Annotated in this window: 24 protein-coding genes and 1 pseudogene; 11 read left to right on the top strand and 14 right to left on the bottom strand. The window is 70.7% G+C overall.

All coding sequences use genetic code 11. From position 1 onward, the window contains the following. The first annotated feature begins 27 nt into the window (after window positions 1–27). Window positions 28–207: a hypothetical protein gene (locus tag CRP55_RS36140; protein ID WP_143235155.1), complete on the top strand. Its 180-nt coding sequence runs from the start codon at window positions 28–30 to the stop codon at window positions 205–207. Here the strand turns inward: CRP55_RS36140 and CRP55_RS36135 are convergent. From CRP55_RS36135 to CRP55_RS36125, 3 genes are read right to left on the bottom strand one after another with little or no spacing between them, the layout of a single operon-like run. Continuing rightward, a complete protein-coding gene (locus CRP55_RS36135; protein ID WP_097326344.1) occupies window positions 189–617 on the bottom strand; it encodes a hypothetical protein in 429 nt (142 codons plus the stop codon). The genes CRP55_RS36140 and CRP55_RS36135 overlap by 19 nt on opposite strands. Window positions 618–668: 51 nt before the next feature. Beyond that, the gene (locus CRP55_RS36130) at window positions 669–1,085 is read right to left on the bottom strand and encodes a DUF3237 family protein (protein ID WP_097326342.1); all 417 of its coding nucleotides are present in this window, start codon (window positions 1,083–1,085) and stop codon (window positions 669–671) included. Further along, a complete protein-coding gene (locus CRP55_RS36125; protein ID WP_097326340.1) occupies window positions 1,082–1,975 on the bottom strand; it encodes an amidohydrolase family protein in 894 nt (297 codons plus the stop codon). The genes CRP55_RS36130 and CRP55_RS36125 overlap by 4 nt, the downstream gene beginning before the upstream one ends. Window positions 1,976–2,155: 180 nt before the next feature. On the opposite strand from CRP55_RS36125, the gene CRP55_RS36120 reads away from it, so the two are divergent. Continuing rightward, window positions 2,156–3,331: a thiolase family protein gene (locus tag CRP55_RS36120; protein WP_097326338.1), complete on the top strand. Its 1,176-nt coding sequence runs from the start codon at window positions 2,156–2,158 to the stop codon at window positions 3,329–3,331. Between the two features lie 7 nt (window positions 3,332–3,338). Here CRP55_RS36120 and CRP55_RS36115 read toward each other — a convergent pair whose 3' ends face one another. Beyond that, window positions 3,339–4,064: an SDR family oxidoreductase gene (locus CRP55_RS36115; RefSeq protein WP_097326336.1), complete on the bottom strand. Its 726-nt coding sequence runs from the start codon at window positions 4,062–4,064 to the stop codon at window positions 3,339–3,341. Window positions 4,065–4,145: 81 nt separating this feature from the next. Here CRP55_RS36115 and CRP55_RS36110 point away from each other — a divergent pair, with 81 nt between their 5' ends. The 3 genes from CRP55_RS36110 (at window position 4,146) to CRP55_RS36100 (ending at window position 6,524) form a co-directional block, all read left to right on the top strand. After that, window positions 4,146–4,697, top strand: a complete 552-nt coding sequence (locus tag CRP55_RS36110; RefSeq protein ID WP_097326455.1) for a TetR/AcrR family transcriptional regulator — start codon at window positions 4,146–4,148, stop codon at window positions 4,695–4,697. A 79-nt stretch (window positions 4,698–4,776) separates the two neighbouring features. Further along, entirely contained in the window at window positions 4,777–5,757 is a 981-nt protein-coding gene (glsA, locus tag CRP55_RS36105) for a glutaminase A (protein ID WP_097326334.1), read from the top strand. Beyond that, window positions 5,754–6,524 carry an alpha/beta fold hydrolase gene (locus tag CRP55_RS36100; RefSeq protein ID WP_097326331.1) on the top strand — a complete coding sequence of 257 codons (771 nt, stop codon included), beginning with the start codon at window positions 5,754–5,756 and terminating at the stop codon, window positions 6,522–6,524. The genes glsA and CRP55_RS36100 overlap by 4 nt, the downstream gene beginning before the upstream one ends. An 18-nt stretch (window positions 6,525–6,542) precedes the next feature. Here the strand turns inward: CRP55_RS36100 and CRP55_RS36095 are convergent, their stop codons facing one another. Then, window positions 6,543–7,025 carry a GNAT family N-acetyltransferase gene (locus CRP55_RS36095; protein ID WP_097326329.1) on the bottom strand — a complete coding sequence of 161 codons (483 nt, stop codon included), beginning with the start codon at window positions 7,023–7,025 and terminating at the stop codon, window positions 6,543–6,545. 75 nt (window positions 7,026–7,100) lie between these two features. On the opposite strand from CRP55_RS36095, the gene CRP55_RS36090 reads away from it, so the two are divergent. Further along, window positions 7,101–7,955, top strand: a complete 855-nt coding sequence (locus CRP55_RS36090) for a hypothetical protein (protein WP_179855469.1) — start codon at window positions 7,101–7,103, stop codon at window positions 7,953–7,955. Here the strand turns inward: CRP55_RS36090 and CRP55_RS36085 are convergent. Both CRP55_RS36085 and yidC read right to left on the bottom strand, forming a co-directional pair. Further along, entirely contained in the window at window positions 7,942–8,691 is a 750-nt protein-coding gene (locus CRP55_RS36085) for an alpha/beta hydrolase (protein WP_097326325.1), read from the bottom strand. The genes CRP55_RS36090 and CRP55_RS36085 overlap by 14 nt on opposite strands. Beyond that, a pseudogene (yidC, locus tag CRP55_RS36080) lies at window positions 8,691–9,488 on the bottom strand (membrane protein insertase YidC); the annotation flags it as partial. The gene CRP55_RS36085 and the pseudogene yidC, both read right to left, overlap by 1 nt. A 50-nt stretch (window positions 9,489–9,538) precedes the next feature. Here yidC and CRP55_RS36075 point away from each other — a divergent pair. Further along, window positions 9,539–10,105 (top strand): TetR/AcrR family transcriptional regulator, encoded by a 567-nt coding sequence (locus CRP55_RS36075; protein WP_245923588.1) that lies wholly within the window; start codon window positions 9,539–9,541, stop codon window positions 10,103–10,105. Here the strand turns inward: CRP55_RS36075 and CRP55_RS36070 are convergent. Next, window positions 10,019–11,239, bottom strand: a complete 1,221-nt coding sequence (locus tag CRP55_RS36070; RefSeq protein ID WP_097326321.1) for a prolyl oligopeptidase family serine peptidase — start codon at window positions 11,237–11,239, stop codon at window positions 10,019–10,021. The two genes, CRP55_RS36075 and CRP55_RS36070, sit on opposite strands and share 87 nt — an antisense overlap. Before the next feature lie 126 nt (window positions 11,240–11,365). Beyond that, entirely contained in the window at window positions 11,366–12,916 is a 1,551-nt protein-coding gene (locus tag CRP55_RS36065; protein ID WP_097326318.1) for a pectate lyase family protein, read from the bottom strand. Window positions 12,917–13,152: 236 nt separating this feature from the next. Here CRP55_RS36065 and CRP55_RS36060 point away from each other — a divergent pair, with 236 nt between their 5' ends. Then, window positions 13,153–14,067: an AEC family transporter gene (locus tag CRP55_RS36060; RefSeq protein ID WP_097326316.1), complete on the top strand. Its 915-nt coding sequence runs from the start codon at window positions 13,153–13,155 to the stop codon at window positions 14,065–14,067. A gap of 43 nt (window positions 14,068–14,110) precedes the next feature. Further along, complete coding sequence (locus CRP55_RS36055; protein WP_097326314.1) at window positions 14,111–14,851, top strand: sulfite exporter TauE/SafE family protein; 741 nt, start codon at window positions 14,111–14,113, stop codon at window positions 14,849–14,851. Window positions 14,852–14,865: 14 nt separating this feature from the next. Here CRP55_RS36055 and CRP55_RS36050 read toward each other — a convergent pair whose 3' ends face one another. Both CRP55_RS36050 and CRP55_RS36045 read right to left on the bottom strand, forming a co-directional pair. Beyond that, entirely contained in the window at window positions 14,866–17,145 is a 2,280-nt protein-coding gene (locus tag CRP55_RS36050) for an ABC transporter permease (protein ID WP_097326312.1), read from the bottom strand. Beyond that, window positions 17,139–17,864 (bottom strand): ABC transporter ATP-binding protein, encoded by a 726-nt coding sequence (locus tag CRP55_RS36045; RefSeq protein WP_097326310.1) that lies wholly within the window; start codon window positions 17,862–17,864, stop codon window positions 17,139–17,141. Before CRP55_RS36045 ends, CRP55_RS36050 begins: the two co-directional genes overlap by 7 nt. Between CRP55_RS36045 and CRP55_RS36040 the strand changes: the two genes are divergently transcribed. Then, complete coding sequence (locus CRP55_RS36040) at window positions 17,863–19,071, top strand: sensor histidine kinase (protein ID WP_097326308.1); 1,209 nt, start codon at window positions 17,863–17,865, stop codon at window positions 19,069–19,071. The genes CRP55_RS36045 and CRP55_RS36040 overlap by 2 nt on opposite strands. Further along, on the top strand, window positions 19,068–19,796 hold the full coding sequence (locus CRP55_RS36035; protein ID WP_097326306.1) for a response regulator transcription factor: 729 nt from the start codon (window positions 19,068–19,070) through the stop codon (window positions 19,794–19,796). Before CRP55_RS36040 ends, CRP55_RS36035 begins: the two co-directional genes overlap by 4 nt. Window positions 19,797–19,850: 54 nt before the next feature. Here CRP55_RS36035 and CRP55_RS36030 read toward each other — a convergent pair whose 3' ends face one another. The 3 genes from CRP55_RS36030 to CRP55_RS36020 form a co-directional block, all read right to left on the bottom strand. Beyond that, a complete protein-coding gene (locus CRP55_RS36030) occupies window positions 19,851–21,206 on the bottom strand; it encodes an MFS transporter (RefSeq protein ID WP_097326451.1) in 1,356 nt (451 codons plus the stop codon). 115 nt (window positions 21,207–21,321) lie between these two features. Beyond that, window positions 21,322–23,238, bottom strand: coding sequence for a helix-turn-helix domain-containing protein (locus tag CRP55_RS36025; RefSeq protein ID WP_097326303.1), 1,917 nt, complete (start codon window positions 23,236–23,238; stop codon window positions 21,322–21,324). 2 nt (window positions 23,239–23,240) lie between these two features. Then, complete coding sequence (locus CRP55_RS36020; RefSeq protein ID WP_097326301.1) at window positions 23,241–24,008, bottom strand: 3-hydroxybutyrate dehydrogenase; 768 nt, start codon at window positions 24,006–24,008, stop codon at window positions 23,241–23,243. Between the last annotated feature and the right edge of the window lie 44 nt (window positions 24,009–24,052).

Below are 24,052 nucleotides of genomic sequence, written 5' to 3'. Positions count from 1 at the left end.
CGGGTGCGCCGTTCGGGGCTGTTCGCCGTGCTGGAGGTCGAGCCGCGCGACCTTTACGCCCTGCGCGTCGCCGAGCCGAACCGTGATCTCCCGCGTGTCCGCCATCGGGATGGCCGGCCGGTGCTGGTCATGGACGCGGGCTTCTTCCGGCCGGGGCCGGACGAGCTCGCCCAGGCGCTGGCCGGGGTTCAGCAGACCCAGCAGTAGAGGGACTGGCCGGCGCGCTGGGCTTTCGACGCGGTGGCGGCCAGCTCGCCGACGATCTCGTGGCCGAGCTCCTCGTCGAGGGCCTCGCCGTCCTCGGCCCGCAGCGAGATCCACTGCTCGGCGGCGCCGGACAGGGTCTCGCTGCCGGCCCGGGCCAGGGCCTCGACGAGCACGGCCGGGACGCGCAGCAGCATGGGCTCGCCGTCGCCGCTGATGATCTCGGGGCCGCCCTCGTCGAGGACCTCCTCGAGGTCGCGGCCGGTCAGGATGCTCTCGAGCTCTTCGAGCGTCGACCACACGTCGAAGTTGCCGTAGGTGATCGGCTCGAACGTCGCACCGGGCCCCTCTTTGGCGACACCGGCCGCGACCTCGTCATCGACGGCCGCGAAGAACTTGATAATCGAGCTCACCCGGCCATTTTGCCCTACGCGCGGTCGATGCCCGTCCGAGCCGCCCCGGGGTCAGCCGGGGATCACCTGGCTGACCGCGATGCGGACCTGGCCCGGGTGGTCGCCGAGGCGGAGCTCGCCGAGGAAGAAGCCCACGGACAGCCAGGCGGGGCCGGCGGTGGGGACCTCGAAGACCGGGCGGGTCGGTATCGGCTTGCCCGGCTCGCCCAGGCCCTCGTTCGTCACCGAGACCACAAAGCCTTCGGTGGTACGGAGTTCGTAGCGCGCCCACACGTGGATGGCGCCGTCGGGGCGGACCAGGTTCCAGTCGGCGCCGCCGGGGAGGACCTCGCCGGTCAGGGCGGGGCCGGTGACCGTGCCGCCGAGGATGGGGATGACCCGGCGGTGGCCGGCGAGGGTGCGGCCCACCTCCCGGGGCTCGGCCAGGTCGACGGTGAGGGTGAAGGCGGGTTGCAGGGCCAGCGTCATTTCCGACCGTCCTGTTCGGACAGGCCGAGCAGGCGGGCCGCGTTGTGCTTGAGGATTTTCGGCCGTACGGAGGGTTTGATGTCCAGGGCGGTGAAGTCGGCCATCCACCGGTCGGGGGTGAGGACCGGGTAGTCGGAGCCGAAGAGCACCTTGTCCTGGAGCAGCGAGTTGGCGTAGCGGATGAGCTGCGGCGGAAAGTATTTCGGCGACCAGCCGGACAGGTCGATGTAGACGTGCTCCTTGTGGGTGGCGACGGCCAGGGCCTCGTCCTGCCACGGGAAGGACGGATGGGCCAGGATGATGCGCAGGTCGGGGAAATCGACTGCGACGTCGTCGACGAGCATCGGGTTGGAGAAGCGCAGCCGGATGCCGCCCCCGCCGCGCACTCCGGCGCCGATGCCGGTCTGGCCGGTGTGGAAGAGGGCGGGGACGCCCAGGTCCTGGATCGCCTCGTAGAGCGGATAGGCGAGCCGGTCCGACGGGCCGAAGCCTTGCAGGCTCGGGTGGAACTTGAAGCCGCGGACGCCGTGATCGGTGACCAGGCGGCGTGCCTCGAGGACGCCGGCCCGGCCGCGGTGCGGGTCGATCGAGGCGAACGGGATCAGCACATCGGGATGGGCCGCGCACGACGTGGCGACCTCTTCGTTGCGAATGCGCGGGTGCCCGGTCAGGTGTTCGGCGTCGACGGTGAAGACGACGGCGGCCATCCGGCGCTCGCGGTAGTAGGACGCCATCTCGTCGATCGTCGGCCGGCGATGGCCGTGCGCCTTGAAGTAGGCCTCGGAGGCGGCGAGCAACTCGCCGCTCAGCGACTGATGGCCGTCCTTGCCCACTTCGGCGTGGGTGTGGACGTCGATGGCGTCCAGGGCGCCGACGTCGATGCCGTCCATACTCGCCTCCCGCAGCAGGAGTCCTGATCGTTGACGCCGATCAGGATTCCTGTCAATGCGCCCTGGAGAGCGCGGGCTGATCCGGCGAAGCCGGCAGGCGCTGGCTTTCATATCGTGAAGCTCTCAATCCAGTCGGATTCAGTATTGGTGCCCTCTCGGGGGCGGGCCTAGGTTGGAGACATGAGCTCGGCTTATCTGTACGCCGCCGTCCGCACGCCGTTCGGCCGCTTCGGTGGCGCCCTCGCCGAGTCGCGGCCGGACGACCTCGCGGCGGCCGCGCTCACCGGCGTACTGGGGAAAGCTCCTGACCTTGACCCTGGGTCCATCGGCGACGTCGTGTGGGGATGCGCCAACCAGGCGGGCGAGGACAACCGCAACGTCGGGCGGATGGCCGTGCTGCTGGCCGGGCTGCCGGTGGAAGTGCCGGCCACGACGGTGAACCGGCTGTGCGGCTCGTCGCTGGACGCGGCGATGATCGGCTCGCGGGCCGTCGAGACCGGCGACGCCGACATCGTGGTGGCCGGCGGCGTCGAGTCGATGACCCGGGCGCCGTGGGTGCTGCCGAAGCCGTCGAGGGCGTTCCCGGCCGGCAACGTGACGGCGGTGTCGACCACGCTGGGCTGGCGGCTGGTCAACGCGAACATGCCGAAGGAGTGGACGGTCTCGCTGGGCGAGGCGAACGAGATGCTGGGTGAGAAGTTCGGCATCTCCCGGGAGCGGCAGGACGCGTTCGCGGCCAACTCCCACAACCTGGCCGACGCGGCGTGGACGGCGGGGTTCTACGACGACCTGGTCGTGCCGGTCGACGGCCTGACCCGCGACGAGGGCATCCGCCCCGGCTCGACGGCGGCGAAACTGGCGGCCTTGAAGCCGTCGTTCCGCCCGGACGGCACGATCACCGCGGGCAACGCGTCCCCGCTGAACGACGGCGCCTCGGCCGTGATCCTGGCCTCGGAGGAGGCGGCCGACCGGATCGGCCGCGCGCCGCTGGCCCGCGTCGCCGGTCGGGGCGTGTCGGCCGTCGAGCCGCCGATGTTCGGCTACGCGCCGGTCGCGGCGGCCGACCGCGCGCTGGCCCGCGCCGGCATCACGTGGAATGACGTGTCGGCCGTCGAGCTGAACGAGGCCTTCGCGGTGCAGTCGCTGGCCTGCGTCGACGCGTGGGACATCGACCCGGCCATCGTCAACGCCAAGGGTGGCGCCATCGCCATCGGCCACCCCCTCGGCGCCTCCGGCGGCCGCATCCTCGGCACCCTCGCGGCCCGCCTGCGCGAGTCGGGCGACCGCTGGGGCGTGGCCGCCATCTGCATCGGCGTCGGCCAGGCCCTCGCGGTCGTCCTCGAAAACGTCGCCTGAGAAGGCGTCAGCCGGCCATGGCGGCGATCTGCTCGTCGATCCAGGGGTAGAGCTGCTCGGCCGGGGTGTTGAGGCGCGACTTCAGATAGCGGGTCTGGTCGTCGGCCAGCACCTCGAGGGTGCCGGTGGTGACGGCGTCGTAGGCCTGGGCCACGACGCTGGCCGGGGTGACCTTGGGGACGTCCCAGCGGGCCGACATCGGGGTGTCGATCATGCCGACCAGCAGACCGATGACCTGGGTGCGCTGGGGGCGGAGCTCGGTGCGCAGGGCGTTGGTGGCGGACCACATGGCGGCCTTGGAGGCGGCGTAACCGGTGGGCATGGTGACCCAGGCGGCCGAGGACAGGATGTTCAGCAGGGTGCCGCCGCCGTTGGCCGCGAGCACCGGGGTGAAGGCGCGCGCGACCCGGAGCGTACCGAAGAAATTGGTCTCGAAGATCTGGCGAAGGGCGTCCTCCGGGCCGGAGATCGAGTCTTCGAAGGGCGCGACGGCGGCGTTGTTGACGAGCAGGTCGACGTCGGTGGCGGTCCGTGCGGCCGTGAAGGCGTGGCCGGGGTCGGTGAGGTCGAGGGTCAGCGGCTGGACGCGGGCGTCGTCCCACTGCCGGGCCGAGCGGGCGGCGGCGTAGACCTTGGCCGCGCCGCGCTGCAAAGCCTGCCGCACGAACTGCTCGCCGAGGCCGCCGTTGGCGCCGGTCACGAGCACCGTGCGGCCGTCGAGTGAGGTGGTCATCTAGACTCCTTCGAGAAGTGGGGAGTGCCCCCGGAAACGACTATGTGGGGGCGGTCCCCAGTTAGTCAAGAAGGAGTGGTCATGGCTACAGTTCGGCGCCCGCTGCGCGCCGACGCGCAGCGCAACCGGGACGCGATCCTGGCCGCGGCGCGGGAGGTCTTCGACGCCGAAGGGGTGATGGCGTCGCTCGACGGGATCGCGCTGCGGGCCGGGGTGGGCAACGCGACGCTCTACCGGAACTTTCCGACCCGCGACGACCTGCTGGCCGCGGTCATGGAGACGGCCATGGAGGCGGCGCTGGCCGAGGCCGACGAGCTGGCGAGCAGGCTGGCCCCCCGGGAGGCGCTGGCCGAGTGGCTGGTCCGGCTGACGTGGCAGTTGCGGATCTGGCACGACCTGCCGTACTGCCTGGCGAGTGCGCGCGCGGCGGATGCCTCGCCGGTGCAGCCGGCGACCGATCTCCTGGTGAGCCGCACCGACGTCTTCCTCCGGGCCGCCGAGACAAAAGACGTCACGGCCGATGAGGTGTACGAGCTGCTGCTCGCCCTGTCGTGGGCGGTCGACCGCTTCGGCGACGACGAGGCGGCGGCCCGGCGGCGGGTGAGTCTGGCGACGGCCGGCATCGTGGGATGACCATCCGCGGTGGTTCTCGTCGTTGACCATCCGCGGCGGGCGAGGCGGTGACGGGTGAGCCGCCGTTAACGTGCGGTTCGTGAGCGAGACATCGGCCTATGTGTCCACCGGCCACCTTCCCGCGCCCGATGACGTGCGGGCGGGGATCGACGAGGCGTACGAGAAATTCCGCACCGTCACCGAGGGCGAGCCCTCGCACGTCTATCCGGCGCTGGCCCGCGTGCCGGTCGATCTGTTCGGCATCTGCGCGGTCGGCGCGCGCGGCGGACAGTACGCGGCCGGGGACGCCGAGCACGGCTTCACGATCATGAGCGTGGCCAAGCCGTTCGTGTTCGCCCTGGTCTGCGCCACCCTCGGGCCCGAGACGATGCGGAGACGGCTGGGCGTGAACGCGACGGGGCTGCCGTTCAACTCGCTCACGGCGGTCGAGCGCGGGCCGGACGGCCGCACCAATCCCATGGTCAATCCGGGTGCCATCGCCACCGCCAGCCTGGTGCCGGGGGAGACCTTCGAGCAGAAATGGCGGTTCCTCCAGGACGGTCTGTCGCGCTTCGCGGGCCATCCGCTGGAAATTGACGAGGAGGTGTACGCCTCGGCGTCGGCCACGAATCACCGCAACCGCGCCCTGGCCGACCTGCTGCAGACGTACGGCCTGCTCGGCTGCGAGCCGATGGAGGCGGTCGACCTCTACACCCGGCAGAGCTGCCTGCGGGTGACCACCACCGGGCTGGCCGCGATGGGCGCGACGCTGGCCGACGGCGGGGTCAACCCGCTCACCCGCACGCGCGTGGTGGACGCGACGGTCTGCCACTTCACTTTGGCGGTCATGGCCACGGCGGGTCTCTACGAGACTTCAGGCGATTGGTTGTACGACGTAGGAGTGCCCGGCAAGAGCGGGATCGGCGGTGGGATCGTGGTGGTCTCGCCCGGCAAGGGAGCGCTGGCCACGTTCGCGCCGCCGCTGGACACGTACGGCAACAGTGTTCGGGGTCAGCTGGCGGCGCGCTTCTTGTCCGTACGCCTGGGGCTGACGCTCTTCGCCTCGGAACCCGTGTCATGAGCTGGGTCGTCGTCCGGGGCCGCCGGGTCTTCGTGCGGCGAGGACCCGAGGTGCCGGGGTCGACGCCGATCGTGCACGTGCACGGCTTCGGGATCTCGGGCAGCTACATGGTGCCGACGGCGCGGGCGCTGGCCCACCGGGCGACGGCGCTGGTGCCGGACCTGCCGGGATACGGGCGGAGCAAGCCGTGGGGACAGACGCTGGGGATTTCGTCGCTGGCCTGGGCGCTGCTGGAGATCCTGGACGCGCTCGAACTGGACAAGGTGGTGCTGGTCGGCAACTCGATGGGCGGGCCGGTGTCGCTGGAGGTGGCGCACAGCGCGCCCGAACGCGTGGCCGGGGTGGTGCTGGCGTCACCGGCCGGCGGTGTCCACAACCAACCGCTGCTGCGGGCGCTGGTGCAGCTCGGCCGCGACGTGCCACGAGAGTCGGCCCGGATGGTGCGGGTGGCGTTGCCGGACTACCTGCGCTTCGGGCCGGTCAACGCGGTGCACCTGTTCGGGGAGCTGACGCGGTTTCCGTCGCTGGAAAGGCTGCTGCGCACGCCGGTGCCGACGCTGGCGCTGCTCGGCGACCGCGACCCGCTGATGCCGCCGGCCCGGCGCGTGCGCGAGCTGATCCACCTGGCGTCGGAGCATCTGACGGTCGCGGTGATCGAGGGGGCGGCCCATGCGATGAACTACAGCCACCCGCGGGAGGTCGCGCATGCCATAGGTTGCTGGCTCGACGGCCGCGACCAGGACCTGCGGTCCTTCGAGCTCACGTGAGCTCGTCGCGCTTCGAGGTCACGTGAGCTCGTCGGCGAGCAGGTCCATGAGCAGGCCGTCGTGCCAGGTGCCGTCGGGGGCGCGCTCGTAGCGGCGCATGACGCCCACCGGGCGGAAGCCCACCTTGGTGTAGCAGCGGATCGCGGCCTGGTTGTCGGCGGCGGGGTCGATAACCAGGCGGTGGTGGCCCAGGTCGTCGATGAGGTGACGGGCGAGGGTCCGTACGGCGTCGGTCCCCAGCCCCTGACCGTGCACCGTGGGGGAGAGGTAGATGTCGATCCCGGCGTGGCGGTAGTCGGGATCTTCCTCCTCGCTCCACTGGATGGCGCCGACGACGCGGTCCTCGTGGAGGATGACCAGGGTCGGCGTGCCGGGGTCGAGGACGTCGCCGGGCCCCCAGCGCTCGTACACCTCGGGAGTCGCGCGGATCTTCGACAGCGCCGGGACGTCGTCCTGAGTGGCGGGGCGCAGGCGGACCAGTGCGCCCTGAAGGGTTTGCATCTCGGGAAAGTATCGGAAAGGGGACGTCGCCGGGTTCGGCCCGGGCGCTTGATCGGGCGGGCTTAGCGTCGGTAAATGCTGAAATTTCCGGTTTTGAGGCCGACGCAAACCCCGCCGGCGGGGCAAGGTCAGACGGCGCCGGTGAGGAAGGGACTGGCGGCGGGGCGAGGCTTGGCGGCGGAGGAAGAGGGCCTGACGGTAGCGGCGGTGGGGGTGCCGGCGGTGAAGGGCGGGCGGGGGCTGCGGGTGCGGGCGGTGAAGGGCGGGCGGAGGCTGCGGGTGCCGGCCATGGTGGGGCTGGGGGCTTTGGTGCTGTTCGTGGGCGGCTGCGGTAGGGCCGACGACGAGGTCGCGCCGGGGGCGTCGGCGGAGGCGACGGCGGGGATGGCGGCCGCGGATGAGGCTGGTGACGAGGCGGGGCAGGCGCCGCAGCGGGTGGGGGTGGCGTTTCGCTATCGGGAAGAGTTCAGTGATGACACGCCGGCGGTGGACTGGGCCGTCACGGTGACCGGGATGAAGTGTGGCATCGCTGTCTTCCCCGATGCGGCGGACAATCCGGCCTACACGAGCGGCGACTGGTCCAGCGACGACGTGCCGCCCGAGCACATCGACGCGCGGCCGCCCAGCGGCTGGGAGTTCTGCCGCATGGACGCGACCATGGAGAACGTGGGGCGTACGCCCGCCTCCGGCACCGAGGAGTTCGGGCATCTGGTGACCGACCGCGGCGAGTACGCCTTCTCGGAGCTCGACGAGACCATCGCCGCCAACCTGCAGCGGGCCGAGGACTTCCCGTCCGGACCGTACAACCCCGGTATGACAGCCCGGCTGATCAAGATCTGGACGGTGCCGGGCGGCACGAAGGCCGAGGCGGTGCTGTTTCCGCAGGATTCCCTCTTCGACCACCCGGCGCATCGGATCAACCTGGTTTGAGTACGGCGGTGAGGAAGCCGGCGACCATGCCGACGGTGGCCGGGGTGTCGAAGGCGGGGTCCTCGTGGGCGGCGCCGCCGAGCACGACCAGGGTCGAGGCGGCGCCGGCATCCACCAGGGCGTCGTGCAGCACCGTGGACTGTGTCGGCGGGACCAGGCGGTCACGGTCGCCGTGCATGATCAGGAACGGCGGGGCGTCCGGGTGGACGAGCCAGCGGGGGCTGGCGGCCCGGGCGGCCTCGACGTCGTCCAGGGGGCTCTTCAGGCCCAGTAGGTCACCCTCGGGGCTGGGCATGTACCGCGGCTCGACGGGGCCGCGCGGGGCGGCCCGCACCAGGTCGGTGGTCGGGAACCAGAGGACGGCGGCGCGCGGGACGGCGGAGGTCAGGGCGACGGCGGCGGCCAGGTGCGCGCCGGCCGAGGCGCCCCACACCGCGATGCGGCTGCCGTCGACCCCGTACTGGCGGCCGTTGTCCTTGATCCAGGCTATTGCGGCCGTGACATCGTGCAGCTGCGCGGGATATTTCGCGTCGCCGCTGAGTCGATAGTCGACCGAGGCCACGGCGAAACCGTGCCGGGTGAGGGAACGCTGGCGGGCCGGATTGTCCTGGCGGGATCCGACGCGCCAGGCGCCGCCGTGCAGGTAGACGACGACCGGCGGAGGCTCGGCGCCCTCGGGGAGGTGCAGGTCGAGGCGGAGGCCCGGCGTGAACTCCAGGTCGAGGTGGCTCGTCACTGGTCGGCCTGGGCCGGAGTGGCCGGCTTGGCGTTCACCAGCGGCGGGAACTTGCGGAGCACCCACTGCTGCTGGGCCAGGGTGAACAGGTTGTTGGTGACCCAGTAGATGACCACGCCGATCGGGAACAGGACACCGGAGACGAGCAGGGACACCGGGATCCCGTACAACATAAGCCGTTGAATCATCTTCTGCTGTGGATCCTCGGCCCAGCCGGTCTTGAGGATCATCTGGCGGCTGGTCAGATACGTCGTCAGCATCATGGTCACGACGAGGATGCCGGCGACCAGCTTGACCGTGGTGTCGCCGCCGCTGAAGTGGGCCGGGAGCGGGACCGTGAAGAGCGTGGCGTGGCTGGCGTCGTAGAACTGGTCGGCCGTCCAGCCGTACCGCGTCGTCCCGAGATTGTCCGGGGTCAGGCGGCGCAGCACATGGAAGAGGCCGAGGAAGACGGGGATCTGCACGAGCATCGGCAGGCAGCCCATCAGCGGGTTGGCCTTCTCGGCGCGGTAGAGCTCCATCATCGCCGCCTGAAGCTTCTGCGGCTCGTCCTTGTGCTGCTCCTGCAACTCCTTGATCTTCGGCGCCAGCGCCTGGATCGCCCGCTGCGACTTGATCTGCTTGACGAAGACCGGGAACAGCACGGCCCGCAGGGTGACCACGAGGAAGACGATGGCCAGGATCCAGGTCCAGTTGGTGCCGAGCACCAGGCCGTCGGGCACGCCGGCGGCGCTCCAGAGATCTTGCCAGCGCAGCAGGATCCAGGAGATGACGTAATAGACCCCGTCGAGGCTCATGGGCGACGATGCTAACTTAAGGCAACACGGTGATGCCATAAGGGGGCGGGGTGGATCGACGGACCGCCGGCGTACGAGGTGGGGCCCGCGGCACGCAAGTCGTCGAGCGGGTCCGGGCGGCCGTCGTCTCCGAGATGGCGGCGCACGGCTTCGACGGCATGACGATCGACGGGGTCGCCCGGGCCGCCCAGGTCAACCGCACGACGATCTACCGGCGGTGGCCGACCAAGGCCGATCTGCTGGCCGCGGTCGTCGAGCCGTTGCTCGCGGCTTTCGCCGACGAAGACCTTCTTGCGCTTGTACGGAGGGTGCGCGACACCTCCGTCGGACCCGAGGGCCGGGTGCTGGCCGAGGCGGTCCGGTTGCGGGTGGCCGAGCTCGGCGACATCGTGGCGCGCAGTTTCGCGCCGTTCCGGGCGGCGGCCGCCCGGGCCGGAGCGGGCGAGATGGCGGCGCATCTCGCCTACTCCGGCATCGTGATGTGGGAGCAGATGTACGGCCGTCCGGCCACCGACGAGGAGTGCGCGGCCCTAGTCGCGGCGGTACTGCCGGGCCATCCACTGCCAGATGTGCAGGCCGTTGATGCTCGGATCGTTGCGGGCCACGTAGATCCATGACCAGTGACCCGGGAACTGGTGCCCGTTCCAGATCACGTTGTCGTACAGGGTGACCCGCGACCGGGGGATGAGGTCGTGCGCGTGCACGGTGTTGGCGACCGGGTCGACGGTGTTGTCGTCGAGCGAGGTCACCAGCCAGGTCGGGGTGGTGATGGCCGCCAGCTCGGCATCGGGGATCAGCGGCGGGTTGCCGGCGACGATGCCGCAGATGGGCACCGACGAGGCGAAGACATCGGGGTAGACGGTGGTCATCTTCAAGCTCATGTAGCCGCCGTTGCTGCACCCGACGACGTGGACGCGGTCGCGGTCGACGTTGTGGCGCCGGGCCACCTCCTCGACGATCGCGCGGATGAGCGGGGCGAAACGCGGGCCGTCGAGCATCCAGGCGGAGAAGCTCTGCGGGGCCACGACGTACGCGCCGTTGAAGATCTTCTGGGCCTCGGGGGTGGAGAAGCCGAGGGCGCCGCGGTTGGCGCGCAGGGTGGTCTCGTTGTCGTAGTAGTTGTCGGGCAGGGAGGCGCCCTCACCGCCGCCGTGCAGCCAGACGACCAGGGGGCGTTTCCCGTGGTTCCTGGGGCTGAACAGCCGGTACTTCATACCGTCGGCCGAGGTGTGATAGCTGTACGCGTCGACCTCGGGGTTGGACAGCCGTCCCTGGGTGAACTCGTCGATGGTGACCAGACGCCGGCGGGCGACGAACGGGGCGTTCTGCGTGATGGTGTATGTCAGGTTCAGCTGGACGTTGCGGCTCCGGCTGACGAGGTAGCCGAGCGTGCCGCCGCCGGGCTGGCCCTCGGCGTAGCTCAGTTCCAGGACGATGTTGCCGTTCCGGTCGAGGCGGGCCGCGGTCACCACGCGGTCGAGGTCGTAGCCCGGGTCGGGGGTGACCGGGATGGGGCTGGTGGCCTTGACGTGCACGCTGAACGTGCCCGGGGTGAGGCTGCTCCGGGAGATCGGGCCGAACCGGCGGGTGTCCAGCGTGAGGCTGACGACCTGCTCGCCACCGTCGAGGGTGACGGCGTTGAGGGTGAACTTGACTGTTTTCGATCCGGCTTGGGCGGTGGCGGCGGGAAGTGCGAGGCCGGCTGCGGTACCCGCGCCGGCGGCTAGGACAGTGCGACGACTGAGGGCCATGGTGGGGGACTCCCTCGCGGTGGGCTCGGCTCGCGCAAATATCGATAGTCGTCACAACGTATCGCGGACGAAATCTTGTGGCAATGTCCAGCTTTGCTGGGAGGGGCCTCTCGGCCCCTCTCAGTTCTAGGCGGCGTATGTCTCGAACTCGGCGACCCGCGGCGCCGTGCTGGCGCCGGTGATCTCGAAGGTGACCTTCTTCAGAGAGGTCGCGGTGAAGGTGATCGTGCCGGCGCCGGAGCCGGTCTTGAGGACGGCACCGGTGTCGCCGTTGAGGACCCGCCAGGCGCCGATGGCGCCGGTGGCGCCGGAGTGCTCGCGGATGGCGATGCGCGAGACGGTGGTGGCCGAGCCCCACTTGATCGAGATGGAGCCGGTGGTGCCGCTGGGCGACCAGTAGGTGCTCAGGCTGCCGTCGCGGACGTCGCCGTAGCTGGTGCCGCTCGCCTTGCTGGAGCCGTCGGAGCCGGCGCCGATGCTGAGGTTGGTGCCGCTGGGCGGGGGCGTGGTGGCGGGCGGCGTGGTGGCCGGCGGTGTCGTCGCGGGTGGTGTCGTGGCCGGAGGTGTCGTCGGGTTCGTGGTCGAGCAGCTACCGGTCGACGTGCGGATGCCGGTGTTGGCGCCGGCGGTCTGCCGGACGACGTCGGGCACGCAGGAGGCGTTGTCCAGGCGGTAGCTGTACGGGACGGAGACGCTGGTCGTGGAGGTCAGGTTCGGGCCGGCCGGGTTGGTGTCCTCGCCCGGGGACGACCAGGTCACGTTGTCGAGGATGTTGCCGGCGACTTGCCAATATCCGGCCGCGTCGGTGTAGAAGGTGCCGAGCACGTCCTTCGAGTCCTCGAAGTAGTTGTTCTCCACCTTGGCCTTGGCGCCGGCCCGGCTGTTGATGCCGGACTCGTTCAGGCTGTAGTAGTAGTTGTTGTAGATGTGGGCGATGCCGCCACGCAGCAACGGCGTACGGGAATCGATGTTCTCGTAGCGGTTGTGGTGGAACGTGATGAAGCTGTTGCCGGTGTCGCTCTCGCTCGATCCGATGAGCCCGCCCCGGCCCGAGTTGCGCAGGATCGCGTACGACAAGGTCACGTACTCGGTGTCGTCCTTCATGTCGAAGAGCCCGTCGAAGCCTTCGGACTCGCCGCCGCTGGCCTCGAGCGTCACGTGGTCGACCCAGACGTTGCGGACGGTGCTCTCCATGCCGATGGCGTCACCGCCGTTCGAGGTGGGCGAGCCCGACTTCTTGACGTTCTTGACCGTCACGTTCTGAATGATGATGTTGCTCGAGTCCCGGATGTGGATGCCGAGCTGGTCAAAGGTGGCCCCGCCACCCACCCCGATGATCGTGACGTTGCTGATCTCCTTCAGCTCGATCTTGTCGGCCGCGGTGTTGCAGCTGTCGCCGGAGACCTTGGTGGTGTTCCCGTGGTTGATCGTCCCCGACACCTCGATCGTGATCGGCGTGCTGCTGCTGGCCCGGCCACACAGGGCCTGGTGGATCTGGGTGCCGGTGGTGGCCCGGACGGTGGCCCCACCGTTACCGCCGGTGGTGCCCCCGTTGGCACTGGCGTAGCCCGTCGCCGTGCCGACCGCGGCCGCTTCGGCGTTCGGTGCCGCCAGCGCCACCACAAAAGCGGCGCCGGCGACCCCCGTGACCAGGGCCGTAGCTGTTCGTACTCGCATGTCGCTCCTCCTCGCATACCTTTTCGGGCGCTGCTACGAACCAATGCCGTCTCCCACGCCGACCAGGATTCGTATGCAGGAAAGCGCTTACCTAACTGCTGCCCCCGAGAATAGAAACCCATCAATCCCAACGGCAAGCGTTTGCAGTGTTTGCAATTTCCCACCGACCGTCTCCCCGCCTGCCGTCTCCGCGGCGGCCGTCTGCGTGCTGGCCGTCTGCCCGCTACCGTCGGCTGATGATCTCGGCGCTCTCGGGGTTCGCGGTCATCGCCGTGATCGTCCTCATCGGCTGGCTGGCCGGCCGGTGGGGCAGGCTCCCCGCGGAGACCGTCCCCGTAGCGGGCCGCCTGGCCTACACGGTCTTGTCCCCGTGCCTGCTCTTCACCAGCGCTTCAGCGTCGAACCCGCGCGCCTTGTTCTCTGAACCCTTGGTGGTCTCCGCGCTGGCGGCCTTCCTCTGCTTCGCCGCGCACGCCCTGATCACCCGCCACCGCGACCCGGGAACCCGCATAGTCGGCGCCCTAGCCGCCGGCTACACCAACGCCGGCTACATAGGCATCCCGATCGCGGCCTACGTCCTGCACGACGCCGCCCTGGTGGTCCCGATCATCATGCTCCAGCTACTGATCATCACCCCGATAGCCCTCACCCTCCTCCAACTGGCAACCACAGGCGACACCTCCTGGCGCACCTCACTGACCGCACCCCTACGAAGCCCACTCAGCGTGGCGGTAGTCCTAGGCGTCGTAGTAGCAGTAACCAACCTGCCCCTACCGTCCGTGCTCACCGACCCGATGGCCGCCATAGGCCAGGCCGCAGTCCCGGTAGTCCTGATCGCCTTCGGCCTGTCCCTGTCAGGCGCCCGAGTCCTGGCCCCCGGCCCGGACCGCACGCCCACCCTCGCCGCCGTAGCCCTCAAGACCGCATTGATGCCCTTATTCGCCTACGTGCTGGCCTTGGTGCTGCGCCTGTCCCCATCAGAGACCTACGCCGTCACGGTGCTGGCCGCCTTACCCACAGCCCAGAACGTCTTCCTGTACGCCCAGTCCTTCACCGCCGCCACTACGCTGGCCCGCGACGCCGTGTTCTTGTCCTCCCTGCTCTGCATACCTGTCCTCCTAGCTCTCACCATCGCGAACTCCCTCGGGTAAGCGGCCTCCTTGGTGACCGCTCAGCGCGCTAGCGTTGCTCCACGTGAATGTTGATCATGCGGCGTTGTTGGTGGCCGGGGGTGTCGGGTCGGGGTTGACCGGGTCGATGGCGGGCTTGGCGTCGCTCGTCAGCTATCCGGTGCTGCTCGGCGTCGGCATTCCGCCCGTGGCGGCGAACGTGACCAACACCGTGGCCCTGCTGTCGAGCGCGGCGGGCTCCGCTGCCGGCTCCCGGCACGAGTTGCGCGGCCAGGGCGGCCGACTTCTCCGGCAGTGCGCGGTAGCCGCAGTCGGCGGCGCGGTCGGCGCTGTGCTGCTCCTCAGCACCCCCGCCTCGGCTTTCGAGCGCATCGTCCCCTTCCTCGTCGCCCTCGGCGGCGTCACGCTGCTGCTGCGCGACCCGCTGCGGGTTTGGTACGCGAAGCCCGGCTTCCGGCCGCCGCTGGGCTTCAGCATCTTCTTCATCGCCATCTACGGCGGATATTTCGGCGCGGCCGCCGGCGTTCTCCTGCTGGCCGCGATGTCGCTGGCCGTGGCCGAACCGCTTCCCGTGACGAACGCCGTCAAAAGCATCGTCCTGGGCGCCTCCAATCTCGTCGCCGCCATCCTGTACGCGCTGATCGCGCCGGTGCACTGGACCGCAGCCGCCCTGCTGGCCGCCGGCTGCCTGGTCGGCAGCCGCCTCGGCCCGGTCCTGGTCCGCCGCCTGCCCGAGCGCCCGCTGCGCGTGACCATCGCACTCGCCGCTCTGGGCCTGGCCGTTTCGCTGTGGCTCAACCCCTGAGGCACCGCAGGGCCTCAGCCGTCTCGGGTGGGGGTGAACGCGGGTCTCCACAGGGCCGCGGCGAGGGCAAGGGCCAGGCAGCAGACTATGGAGGCGGCAACCGCCGGCCACGAGATCGAGATGGGTACGTGGTCGCCGATCTGAGCGCCGAGGGAACGGGCGGACCCGGCGATCGCGATCAGGCCGGCGGCCCCGCCGAGCAGGGAGCCGATGGCGACGACCAGGGTCGTTTCCAGCGTCACGGCACCGAGCACCTGGCCTCGTGAGGCGCCGGCGAGCCGCAGTACCCGGTGGTCCGGTCCGCGGCGACGGGCCGTCATGAGCAGGGTGTTGGCCACCGCGAGCGCGCCGGCGCCGGCCGAGACGGCGAGCAGCAGCATCGTGAACACCCGGACGAGCCGGTCGTCCTCGGCATCGGCCTGACGGGCGAGCTCACCCGGGCTCGCCGCCTTGGCGCCGGCCGGCACAGGCCCCGGCGGCACGGGATAGGCGCCGGGGGCCAGCGCCGAGGAGTCATGCTTCCGCACGATGTCCCGGCCCAGGACGAGGTCGGCGGCGAGCGGGACCGGCGGCGCTGTTCCGGCCACACGCAGCGTCTCACGCTCGCCGTCGGCGAAGGTGACCGTCACCGAAGGCCCGTAGCGCTCGGCGGCCCCCGCGGAGACCAGCGCGGTGCCATCGGCGACCGAATCGGCCCCGCTCACCTGCACTGCCCTCTGCCGGATGTAGACGGTCGTGTCCAACGGGGCGCCGGCCGCGGCACTGTCGGGCAGGCCGGGGGTTCCGTCCGGCACGAGCACGGATTCGGTGGCAATGGTGTTCGCGCGGCGGGTCTCCCAGGCGGCGGCCGAGGTCTGTGCGGTGCCCGTGACGAAGACGGCGAACGCCACAGTGAACAGAACGGGAGCGGCCGTGGAAGCGGTCCGTCGCACCGCCACGCGCGCACTCTCCCGGGCTAGTACGGCCGTGATGCCGGTCCATGGCCCGAGCAGCAGGCGGATCAGCGCGGGAACGACCGCCGGCGCCAGCAGCGCCGCCGCCGCGACCAGCGCCATGGCGCCGAACAGGGCATAGGTGCCCACGTCCTGCATGTCGCCGGCGCTTGCGGCGGCGACGCCCGCACCCACCGCCGCGGCGGCAGTGGTGAGGCCGGTGATCCAACGGCCGTGGCTCATGGCCCGTGGCTCCACCGCGGCGACCCGCAGGGCCTCGATCGGACTGATCCGGGCCGCCCGCCGCGCGGGCATGACCGCGCCCATCAGAGAGATCAGCGGGCCGGCGCCGAAAGCCACCGCCAGCACCCAGGGCTGCCAGCGCACGCCGTACCCGTGCGGCTCCAGTCCGGCGCCGACCAGGAACCTGGCCAGAACGATCGAGGCGAGTCCACCGAGCAGCACGCCGGCGGGGGCGGCACGGACGCCCAGCAGCAGCGCCGACCGGTGCAGCATCGAACGGATCTGGCGCGGGGTCGCGCCCACCGCGCGCAACAGGCCGATCTCCCGGCGGCGCTGGTCGACCGCGTACGCCGAGGTCGACGCGATGAGAAAGACGCAGGCGAACCCGGCCAGCGCCGTGGTCGCGGTGAGGACCTGCATGCCGATCCACCGGGTGCGGGCGTCGGAGCGCGGCTCGGCGATGCCCCGCGCGTCGCCGCTCGACACGATGCCCGCGGAGCCGACCGCAGCGCGCACGGCTTCGACCGAGGCCGCGCCGGACACCCCGATGGCCCGAACGCCGGGACTCAGCCGAGCCGCCTCCTCGGGGGAGAAGTAGACACCGCGCCAGTCGGTGTGCCCGCCCACCCGCCAGGTCTGCGGCCCGGTGGCGGTCAATAGCGTGAGCGGAGCCCCGATCGAGACGCCGAGTGAGCGGTCGACGATCACTTCACCCGGTGGCGGCGGGCTCTCGCCGAGCCATGCATGCCCGGCCGTGCTGCCGGCGACCGGCCGCCCGTCGAGCATCGGCTGCGCATAGAAGCGGCGGTCGACGGCCACAGCGTCGACGCCCGGCACCGAGCGGAGCCGCTCCACCAGGGACTGCGCCGCCGCGGCGGACCAGGGGACCGGCTCCGCGAACTCATCGGGCCGGTTGTCGGCCGCCGGGCTGGTGACCACGACGCCGAAATCGGCCAGGCGATCGGGGACCCGCGGCTGCCCCGACGTGAGCAGAAGCAGGAAGGTGGTCACGATCGTCGTGCCGAGCAGGACGGCGAGGAACGTGCCCTTCCGATCACCACCCAGGCCGGCGGCGGAGCCGCGTGACTGGTCTCGCCGGGCCGGGGGGCGGGTCACCACGACCGCTCCATGGCGGTCATGCGGTCGGCCACGGCCGCCGCGTCGGCGCCGGCCATCTCGTCGGTGACCCGCCCGTCGACCAGAAGAAGGACACGATCGGCGACCGCCGCGGCCACCGGATCGTGGGTGACCAGCACGATCGTCCGCCCGTGCTCGTCGACCATGCGCCTCATCAAGGTGAGGATCTGATGAGAGGTCGCCTTGTCGAGGGCGCCGGTCGGCTCATCGGCGAACACGACGGCGGGCTGGGCGAACAGGGCCCGGGCGATGGCCACCCGCTGCTGCTGCCCGCCGGAGAGCTCGCTGGGCCGGTGTGCCGCCCGGTCGGCCAGGCCGACCCCGTCGAGCACCGCCGTCACCGCGGCGGCGTCGGCCCGGCGGCCCGCGAGCCGCGCCGGCAGTGCGACGTTCTGCGCGGCGGTCAGCGAGGAGACGAGGTTGAAGTCTTGGAAGACGAAGCCGATGCGGTCGCGGCGGAAGCGGGTGAGCTCGTTGCCGCCGAGCTCGCCCAGCACCGTGCCGTCGACGGTGACCGTGCCCGATGTGGGCTGCTCCAGGCCGGCGGCGCAATGCAGCAGAGTGGACTTGCCCGACCCGGACGGGCCCATGATCGCGGTGAAGGTGGACTGCTCGAACCCGACGGTCACGCCGTCGAGGGCCGTCACGGTCCCCGCCGTGGCCTCATAAGTCTTGCGTAACTCGCGCAGGAAGACTGTCATGGGACGACGATCGGGCACCGGGGCTTCGGTGTCGTCAGACCGGAGTCTGTCAACCCGTGGTCTGACGCGCGCGGCGTCCGCGGTCGATAATGTCGGTCGCGTGATTCTTCGCCGATTGATGGATGTCGCTCTCGCGGCAGCCGCCTGGCTGATCTGCTTGTATGCGGCCGCGGAGGACGGCAGTTACCACGAGCCGCCCTGGCTCACCTTCCTGACCGCGACGCTGCTCAGCGTGCCGCTGCTGATCAGCTGGCAATGGCCGGTCGCCGGCACGCTCGTCGTGGGCGTGACCGCGGGCGCCGCGCTGGCGTTCGGCATCGTGCCCGACTTCGCCTCCACCGGTCCTCTGTTCTCCATGGCCGTCGTGCTGTTCGCCCTGGGTCTGTATGTCGGGGGCCGCCGGAGCTTCGCGGCCGCGTCGGCGGCGAGTGCCGTCGTGCTGATCGGAACTGTGGTGGCCGACATCTCCGCCGACGGGCCCGGCCTGGCCGGCACCGTGTTCGCGGCGCTGATCTGCGCGGCGAGCTGGGCGCTCGGCTGGACGCTGCGCGAGCGCCGCCGTCAGGCGGCGCTGACCGCCGCACGCGCGACCGAGCAGGCGGTCTCCGACGAGCGGCTGCGCATCGCGCGGGAGATGCACGACATCATCGGCCACAGCTTGAGCCTCATCGCGGTCAAGGCGGCGATCGCCAATCACGTGGCTCAGCAGCGCCCGGAGGAATTGCCGGCGGCGCTGGCGGTGATCGAGGCGACGAGCAAGCAGGCCCTCGAGGAGCTGCGCCGGTCGGTGGGCGAGCTGCGGACCGAACCGGTGTTCACCGCGCCGCCGGTGCTCGCCGACCTCTCTCATCTGGCCGATCGCGCCGCTTGGGCCGGGGTAGTGGTCAGCTTGGCCGTGCGCGGGGGAGAGGACGCGCCGGAGGGCGTGGTTCTCGCCGCCTACCGGATCGTGCAGGAGTCCCTGACCAACGTGGTGAAGCATGCTGCTCCGGCGAAATGTCATGTGGATGTTGCCGCGTCCGATGGCGAGCTCCGGATAGAGGTGGCCGACGACGGCACCCGGCGGCTCGCACCGGCCGGCGATGGCATGGGGCTCGCCGGCATGCGTGAGCGGGTCGCCGCCTATGGCGGCAGCTTCACCGCAGGACCGCGTAAGGCCGGTGGCTTCGAGGTAGTCGCGACTCTTCCTTATGGGGGTGCGCGGTGAAGGCCGAGGCCGAAGCGCCCGTCCGGGTGTTGATCGCGGACGATCAGGAACTTCTGCGGGCCAGTTTTCGGCTCCTGGTCGAGCTGACGCCCGGGCTCGAGGTGGTGGGGGAGGCCGGTAACGGGGCCGAGGCGGTGGAGCTGGCTCGGCAGGAGCAGCCCGACGTCGTGCTGATGGACATTCGGATGCCTGAGGTCGACGGCATTCAGGCCACCCGGATGATCTGCGGTGATCCGCGGACACCGCGGACGCGGGTGCTGATCCTGACGACGTTCGACTTCGATGTGTACGTGTTCACGGCGCTGCGGGCGGGGGCCAGCGGGTTTCTGCTCAAGGATGTGGCGCCGAACGACCTGATCGCCGCCATCCGCGCGGTGGCGGCGGGGGATGCCCTGCCGACCTCGGCCGTCACGCGCAGCCTGATCGCGCGGTTCGCGGCCGGCGGTTCCGGTCCGGAGCCCGACCATCCGGTCGCCGGGCTGAACCATGTCACCGATCGCGAGCGTGAGGTGCTGGTGCTGATCGCGGGCGGCATGTCGAACGCCGAGATCGCGGACCGTCTTCGGCTGGGGCTGGCCACGGTGAAAACGCACATCACCCGGCTGCTGGCCAAGCTGCACGCGCGTGACCGCGCGCAGTTGGTCATCGCTGCCTACGAGTCGGGGCTGGTGGTCGCTTCTCATCACCGAGAGGGGAGGTCGGCGGCTGGTGTGGTGGACAAATGACGCGGGCCGCGACCACCCGTGTCGGCGAGGTGGTCGCGGCCCTGAAGACGATCCCTACTTGGCGACGGGGGCGCTGCTGGGGGAGTCGGCCGGAGCGGCGGCGACGCGGTCGTGGCTCAGTGAGGAGCGGGCGGTCTCGCGAGTGACCAGGACGGAGATGACAGTGAGGACGGAGGCGATCGTCATGTAGATGGCGACGGCGGTGGTGTTCGGGTTGTCCGTGCTGCCGAGCAGGCGTACGGCGATGATCGGGGCCAGCGCGCCGGCGAAGATCGAGGCGAGCTGGTAGCCGACCGAGGCGCCCGTGTAGCGGACCGACGTGCCGAAGAGCTCCGAGAAGAAGGCGGCCTGCGGGGCGTACATGAGGGCGTGCAGGATCAGCCCGACGACCACCGCGAGCGTGATCAGGCCCTCGTTGCGGCTGCCGACCAGGTCGAAGAAGAAGAACGACCACACCGCGACGCCGACCGCGCCCACGAGATAGAGCGGGCGCCGGCCTATCCGGTCGGAGAACGCGCCGATCAGGGGGATCACCACGAACTGCACGACCGAACCGATGAGGAGAGCACTCAGGATCATGTCCCGGTCGGACTTCTCGCCGGCGTACGTGGTCAGGAAGGTGATGGAGATGACCGTGAACAGGTAGTAGGAGATGTTCTCGGCCAGGCGCATGCCCATCGCGACCAGGACCTCGCGTGGGTAGCGGCGCACCACCTCGAGCAGCGGCTGGTGCCGTTCGGTGAGGCGCTCGCGGGCCGACTGGAACAGCGGCGACTCCTCGACGGACAACCGCACCCAGAGACCGACCAGCACCAGCACGGCACTGAGGAGGAACGGAATGCGCCAGCCCCAAGCGTTGAACGCCTCGTCCGACTGCACCGCGGCGAGGATCCAGAGCACGCCCGTGGCCAGCAGATTGCCGAGGGCCACACCGGCCTGCGGCCACGACGTCCACAGTCCGCGGCGCTTGTCGTCGCCGTGCTCGGCGGCCATCAGCACCGCGCCGCCCCACTCACCGCCGACCGCGAAACCCTGCGCGAGACGACATACGAGCAGCAGGATCGGGGCGGCCACGCCGATCGTCGCGTACGTCGGCAGCAAGCCGATCGCGATCGTCGCCAGGCCCATCGTCATCAGCGAGACGACGAGCATCTTCTTGCGGCCGACCCGGTCGCCGAAATGGCCGAAGACGATGCCGCCGAGCGGGCGGGCGACGAAGCCGAGCGCGTATGTGCCGAACGCGAGCAGCGTTGCGGTGGCCGGATCCGAGGTGGGGAAGAACAGCGTGCCGAAGACGAGAGCGGCGGCGGAGCCGTACAGGAAGAAGTCGTACCACTCGACGGCGGTGCCGACCAGACTGGCGAAGACCACCTTCACCAAGGGTGTTCGAGGGGCGGTGAGCGTCGGCATGAGGGCCACTCCTGACTGTGATCGGGGCCACATCGTCAGGTGACGATATGCCGCGGACCAGTCGGGATCCCATGGCTGCCGGGACCATAGACTTTGGACCTGTTGTGTTGCTGCCCTACATGCTCAGCCGGTGCAGACGCAGGGCCAGGCGCAGGTCGAGTGAGCGGTCCGGCTCCTGCCAGCCGGCGCCGAGCAGCTGCGTGACGCGGTCGAGCCGTTGACTGACGGTGTTCACGTGGACGTGCAGCTCTTCGGCGGCGCGGGCGAGGCCGCCACCGGCGGCGAAGTAGGCGTCGAGGGTCTGCACCAGGGCGGTGCCGCGCCTCTCGTCATAGGCGATCACCGGGCCGAGCATGGTCGTCACGAAGCCGGGAACGTCGGGCTGCGGGCCCCCGCCGAGCAGCAGGCCGACGTAGCCGAGCTCGTCGGCGCTCGCGCCCACGCCGGTGCGGCCGAGCGCGACAAGCGCGCGGGCGCAGCGCTCCGCCTCGCGGTGAGCCGACGCGACGGTGAGGGGCTCGGCGTCCGGTCCGGCGGCGCCGACGGTGGTGGCGGGGCCCGCGGTGCCAGCGGTGGGGCGCGGGGTGTCGGCGGCGGGCGTGGTGACTGGGCCGGCGGCGCCGGCGGTGACGGGGCGGCCTAGTTCGCGGTGGGCCTCCTTGGCGACCGTTCGGGCGGCTTGGCCTGGGTCGGTGCCGGGGAGGAGCAAGGTTGTTCGGCCCTCGCGGGTCATGGCCAGGCCGCTGCGGGAAGCGGCGAAAGTGCGGGACCAGGAGGTGATTTGAGTGCCGTCGGCTACGACGACCACGTGGGGGGCGTCCAGGTCCACGCCTAAGCGGGCGGCTCGGGAGCGCAGGGCTGCCGGGTCCCGGGAAGGGTGGCTGATGAGGTCGTCCAGCAGTTCGTCGCGTACCTGGGCCTCGGCCTCGGCGACCGTGCGGCGGAACAGGAGGAGCAGAGCGGTGATCTGGGCGGCCCGTTCCAGGGTGCGCTGGTCGGCCTCGGACAGCGGGCGCGCCGGCTCGAAGACGAGGGCGCCCAGGTCATCCGTGCCCGCGACCACGGCCGCGACGTACAGGGAACCTCGCTGCACGCTTCTGCCGTCGGCGCGGGAAGCCGCCACGGCCTCGGCCACCATCTTCGGGTCGGGTGAGATCAACGATGGTGGCGCGGCGGCCAGGCGGCGGCCCGTGGCGTCGAAGACCAGCAGGGTGCCGTCGAGGACGTCCACCAAGTCGTGGGCCACGTCCTCTACGCCGCCGCCTCTCAGGACCAGCGTTGTCAGGCGGTCGTGCGCTGCCGCGGCCCGCTCCACCGCCTCGTTGGCGGTGGACAGGTCGGCCAAGGCGGCGCGGGTCTCCGTCAGCAGGCGGGCCGCGTCGATGGCGACCGCGGCATGAGCGGCCAGCGAGACCAGCAGGGCCACCTCCTCGCGGGCGAACGGGCGCTCGGTTCTGTTCGCGGCGAAGAGGACGCCTATCACCTCGGCGCCCAGCTTCAAGGGCACACCGAGGATGGCCACCAGGCCCTCGTCGCCCACGCCCTTGTCGATATCCGTCGTGTGCTCGAAACGGGCGTCCGTGGCGTAGTTCGCCGTCACGTACGGGGTGCCCCTCAACGCCACCAGGCCGCCCAAGCCGGCGCCCGGCGCCAGGCGGAGGCTCTGGAAACTGGCCGCCACCGAGCCGTCGGTGATGCGCATGTACGTGTCGCCGCGGGTGGTGTCGTTCAGTGTCATGTACGAGACGTCGGCGTTCAGCAACGTTCGGGCCCGGTGCACGATCGCTCGCAGCACCGCGTCCACGTCGCGCAAGCCGGCCAGGTCGCTGGCCGTGTCGTACAGGGCCGACAGCTCCTCCTCGCGACGGCGGCGGCGCTCGAGCATCGCCCGTACGTGAAGAGCCCGAAGTTTGGCCTTCTCCAGCTCGGCGATCTCCGGTGCGGAGGCGCCGGCCGCCCGCGCCGCCAGCACGGGCTGCTCGAACTCGGCGGCGGTGGCCTCGCGGGCCAGCAGGTCGAAGAAATCCAGCATGCTCAGTGCGCGGTCCAGCCGCCGTCGAGCGGGATCGACGCGCCCGTGATCATGTCGGCGGCGGGGGTGCAGAGGAAGGCCACCGTCTCGGCCACCTCGTCCGGCTCGACCAGGCGCTTGATCGCCGCGCGGTCCAGCATCACCTTGCCGATCACCTCGTCCTCCGAGATGCCGTGCTGTTTCGCCTGGTCGGCGATCTGCTTGTCGACCAAGGGGGTACGGACGAAGGCCGGGCTCACACAGTTCGACGTGACACCATGCTCGGCGCCCTCCAGCGCCACCGTCTTCGACAGGCCCTCCAAAGCGTGCTTCGCCGTCACGTACCCGGCCTTGAACGGCGACGCGATCAACCCGTGCACCGACGAGATGTTGACGACGCGGCCCCACCCCCGGCCGTACATGTGCGGCAGCACCCGCCTCACCAGGCGGAACGGCGCCTCCACCATGACCGTCTGCAGGTACGCGAACCGTTCCGGCGGGAAGTCGCTCAGCGGCGCCACATGCTGCAAGCCCGCGTTGTTGACCAGCACGTCCACGTCCGCCCGGAGCCCGTCGGCCGCGTCCGCGACACTCAGATCGACGGCCGCCGGCTCCCCGCCGATCTCGGCCGCCACCTTTTCCGCGGCCACACCATCAAGATCGACGACTATGACGTACGCCCCGGCGGCCGCCAGGCGCAGGGCGCAGGCCCGCCCGATCCCGCCGCCGCCACCGGTGACCATCGCGGTACGCCCTCGAAGGTCGAGCCCTACCACCCCAGCCGTCGTCATGAATCCGAACCTACCCAGCCCTCTCCGACCGGACCCATAGTTGG

The sequence above is a fragment of the Paractinoplanes atraurantiacus genome (assembly GCF_900215205.1).
GTDB classification, from domain to species: domain Bacteria; phylum Actinomycetota; class Actinomycetes; order Mycobacteriales; family Micromonosporaceae; genus Actinoplanes; species Actinoplanes atraurantiacus.
Note: the sequence above shows the minus strand (reverse complement) of the source record. Positions and strands in the feature narration are given on the sequence as shown.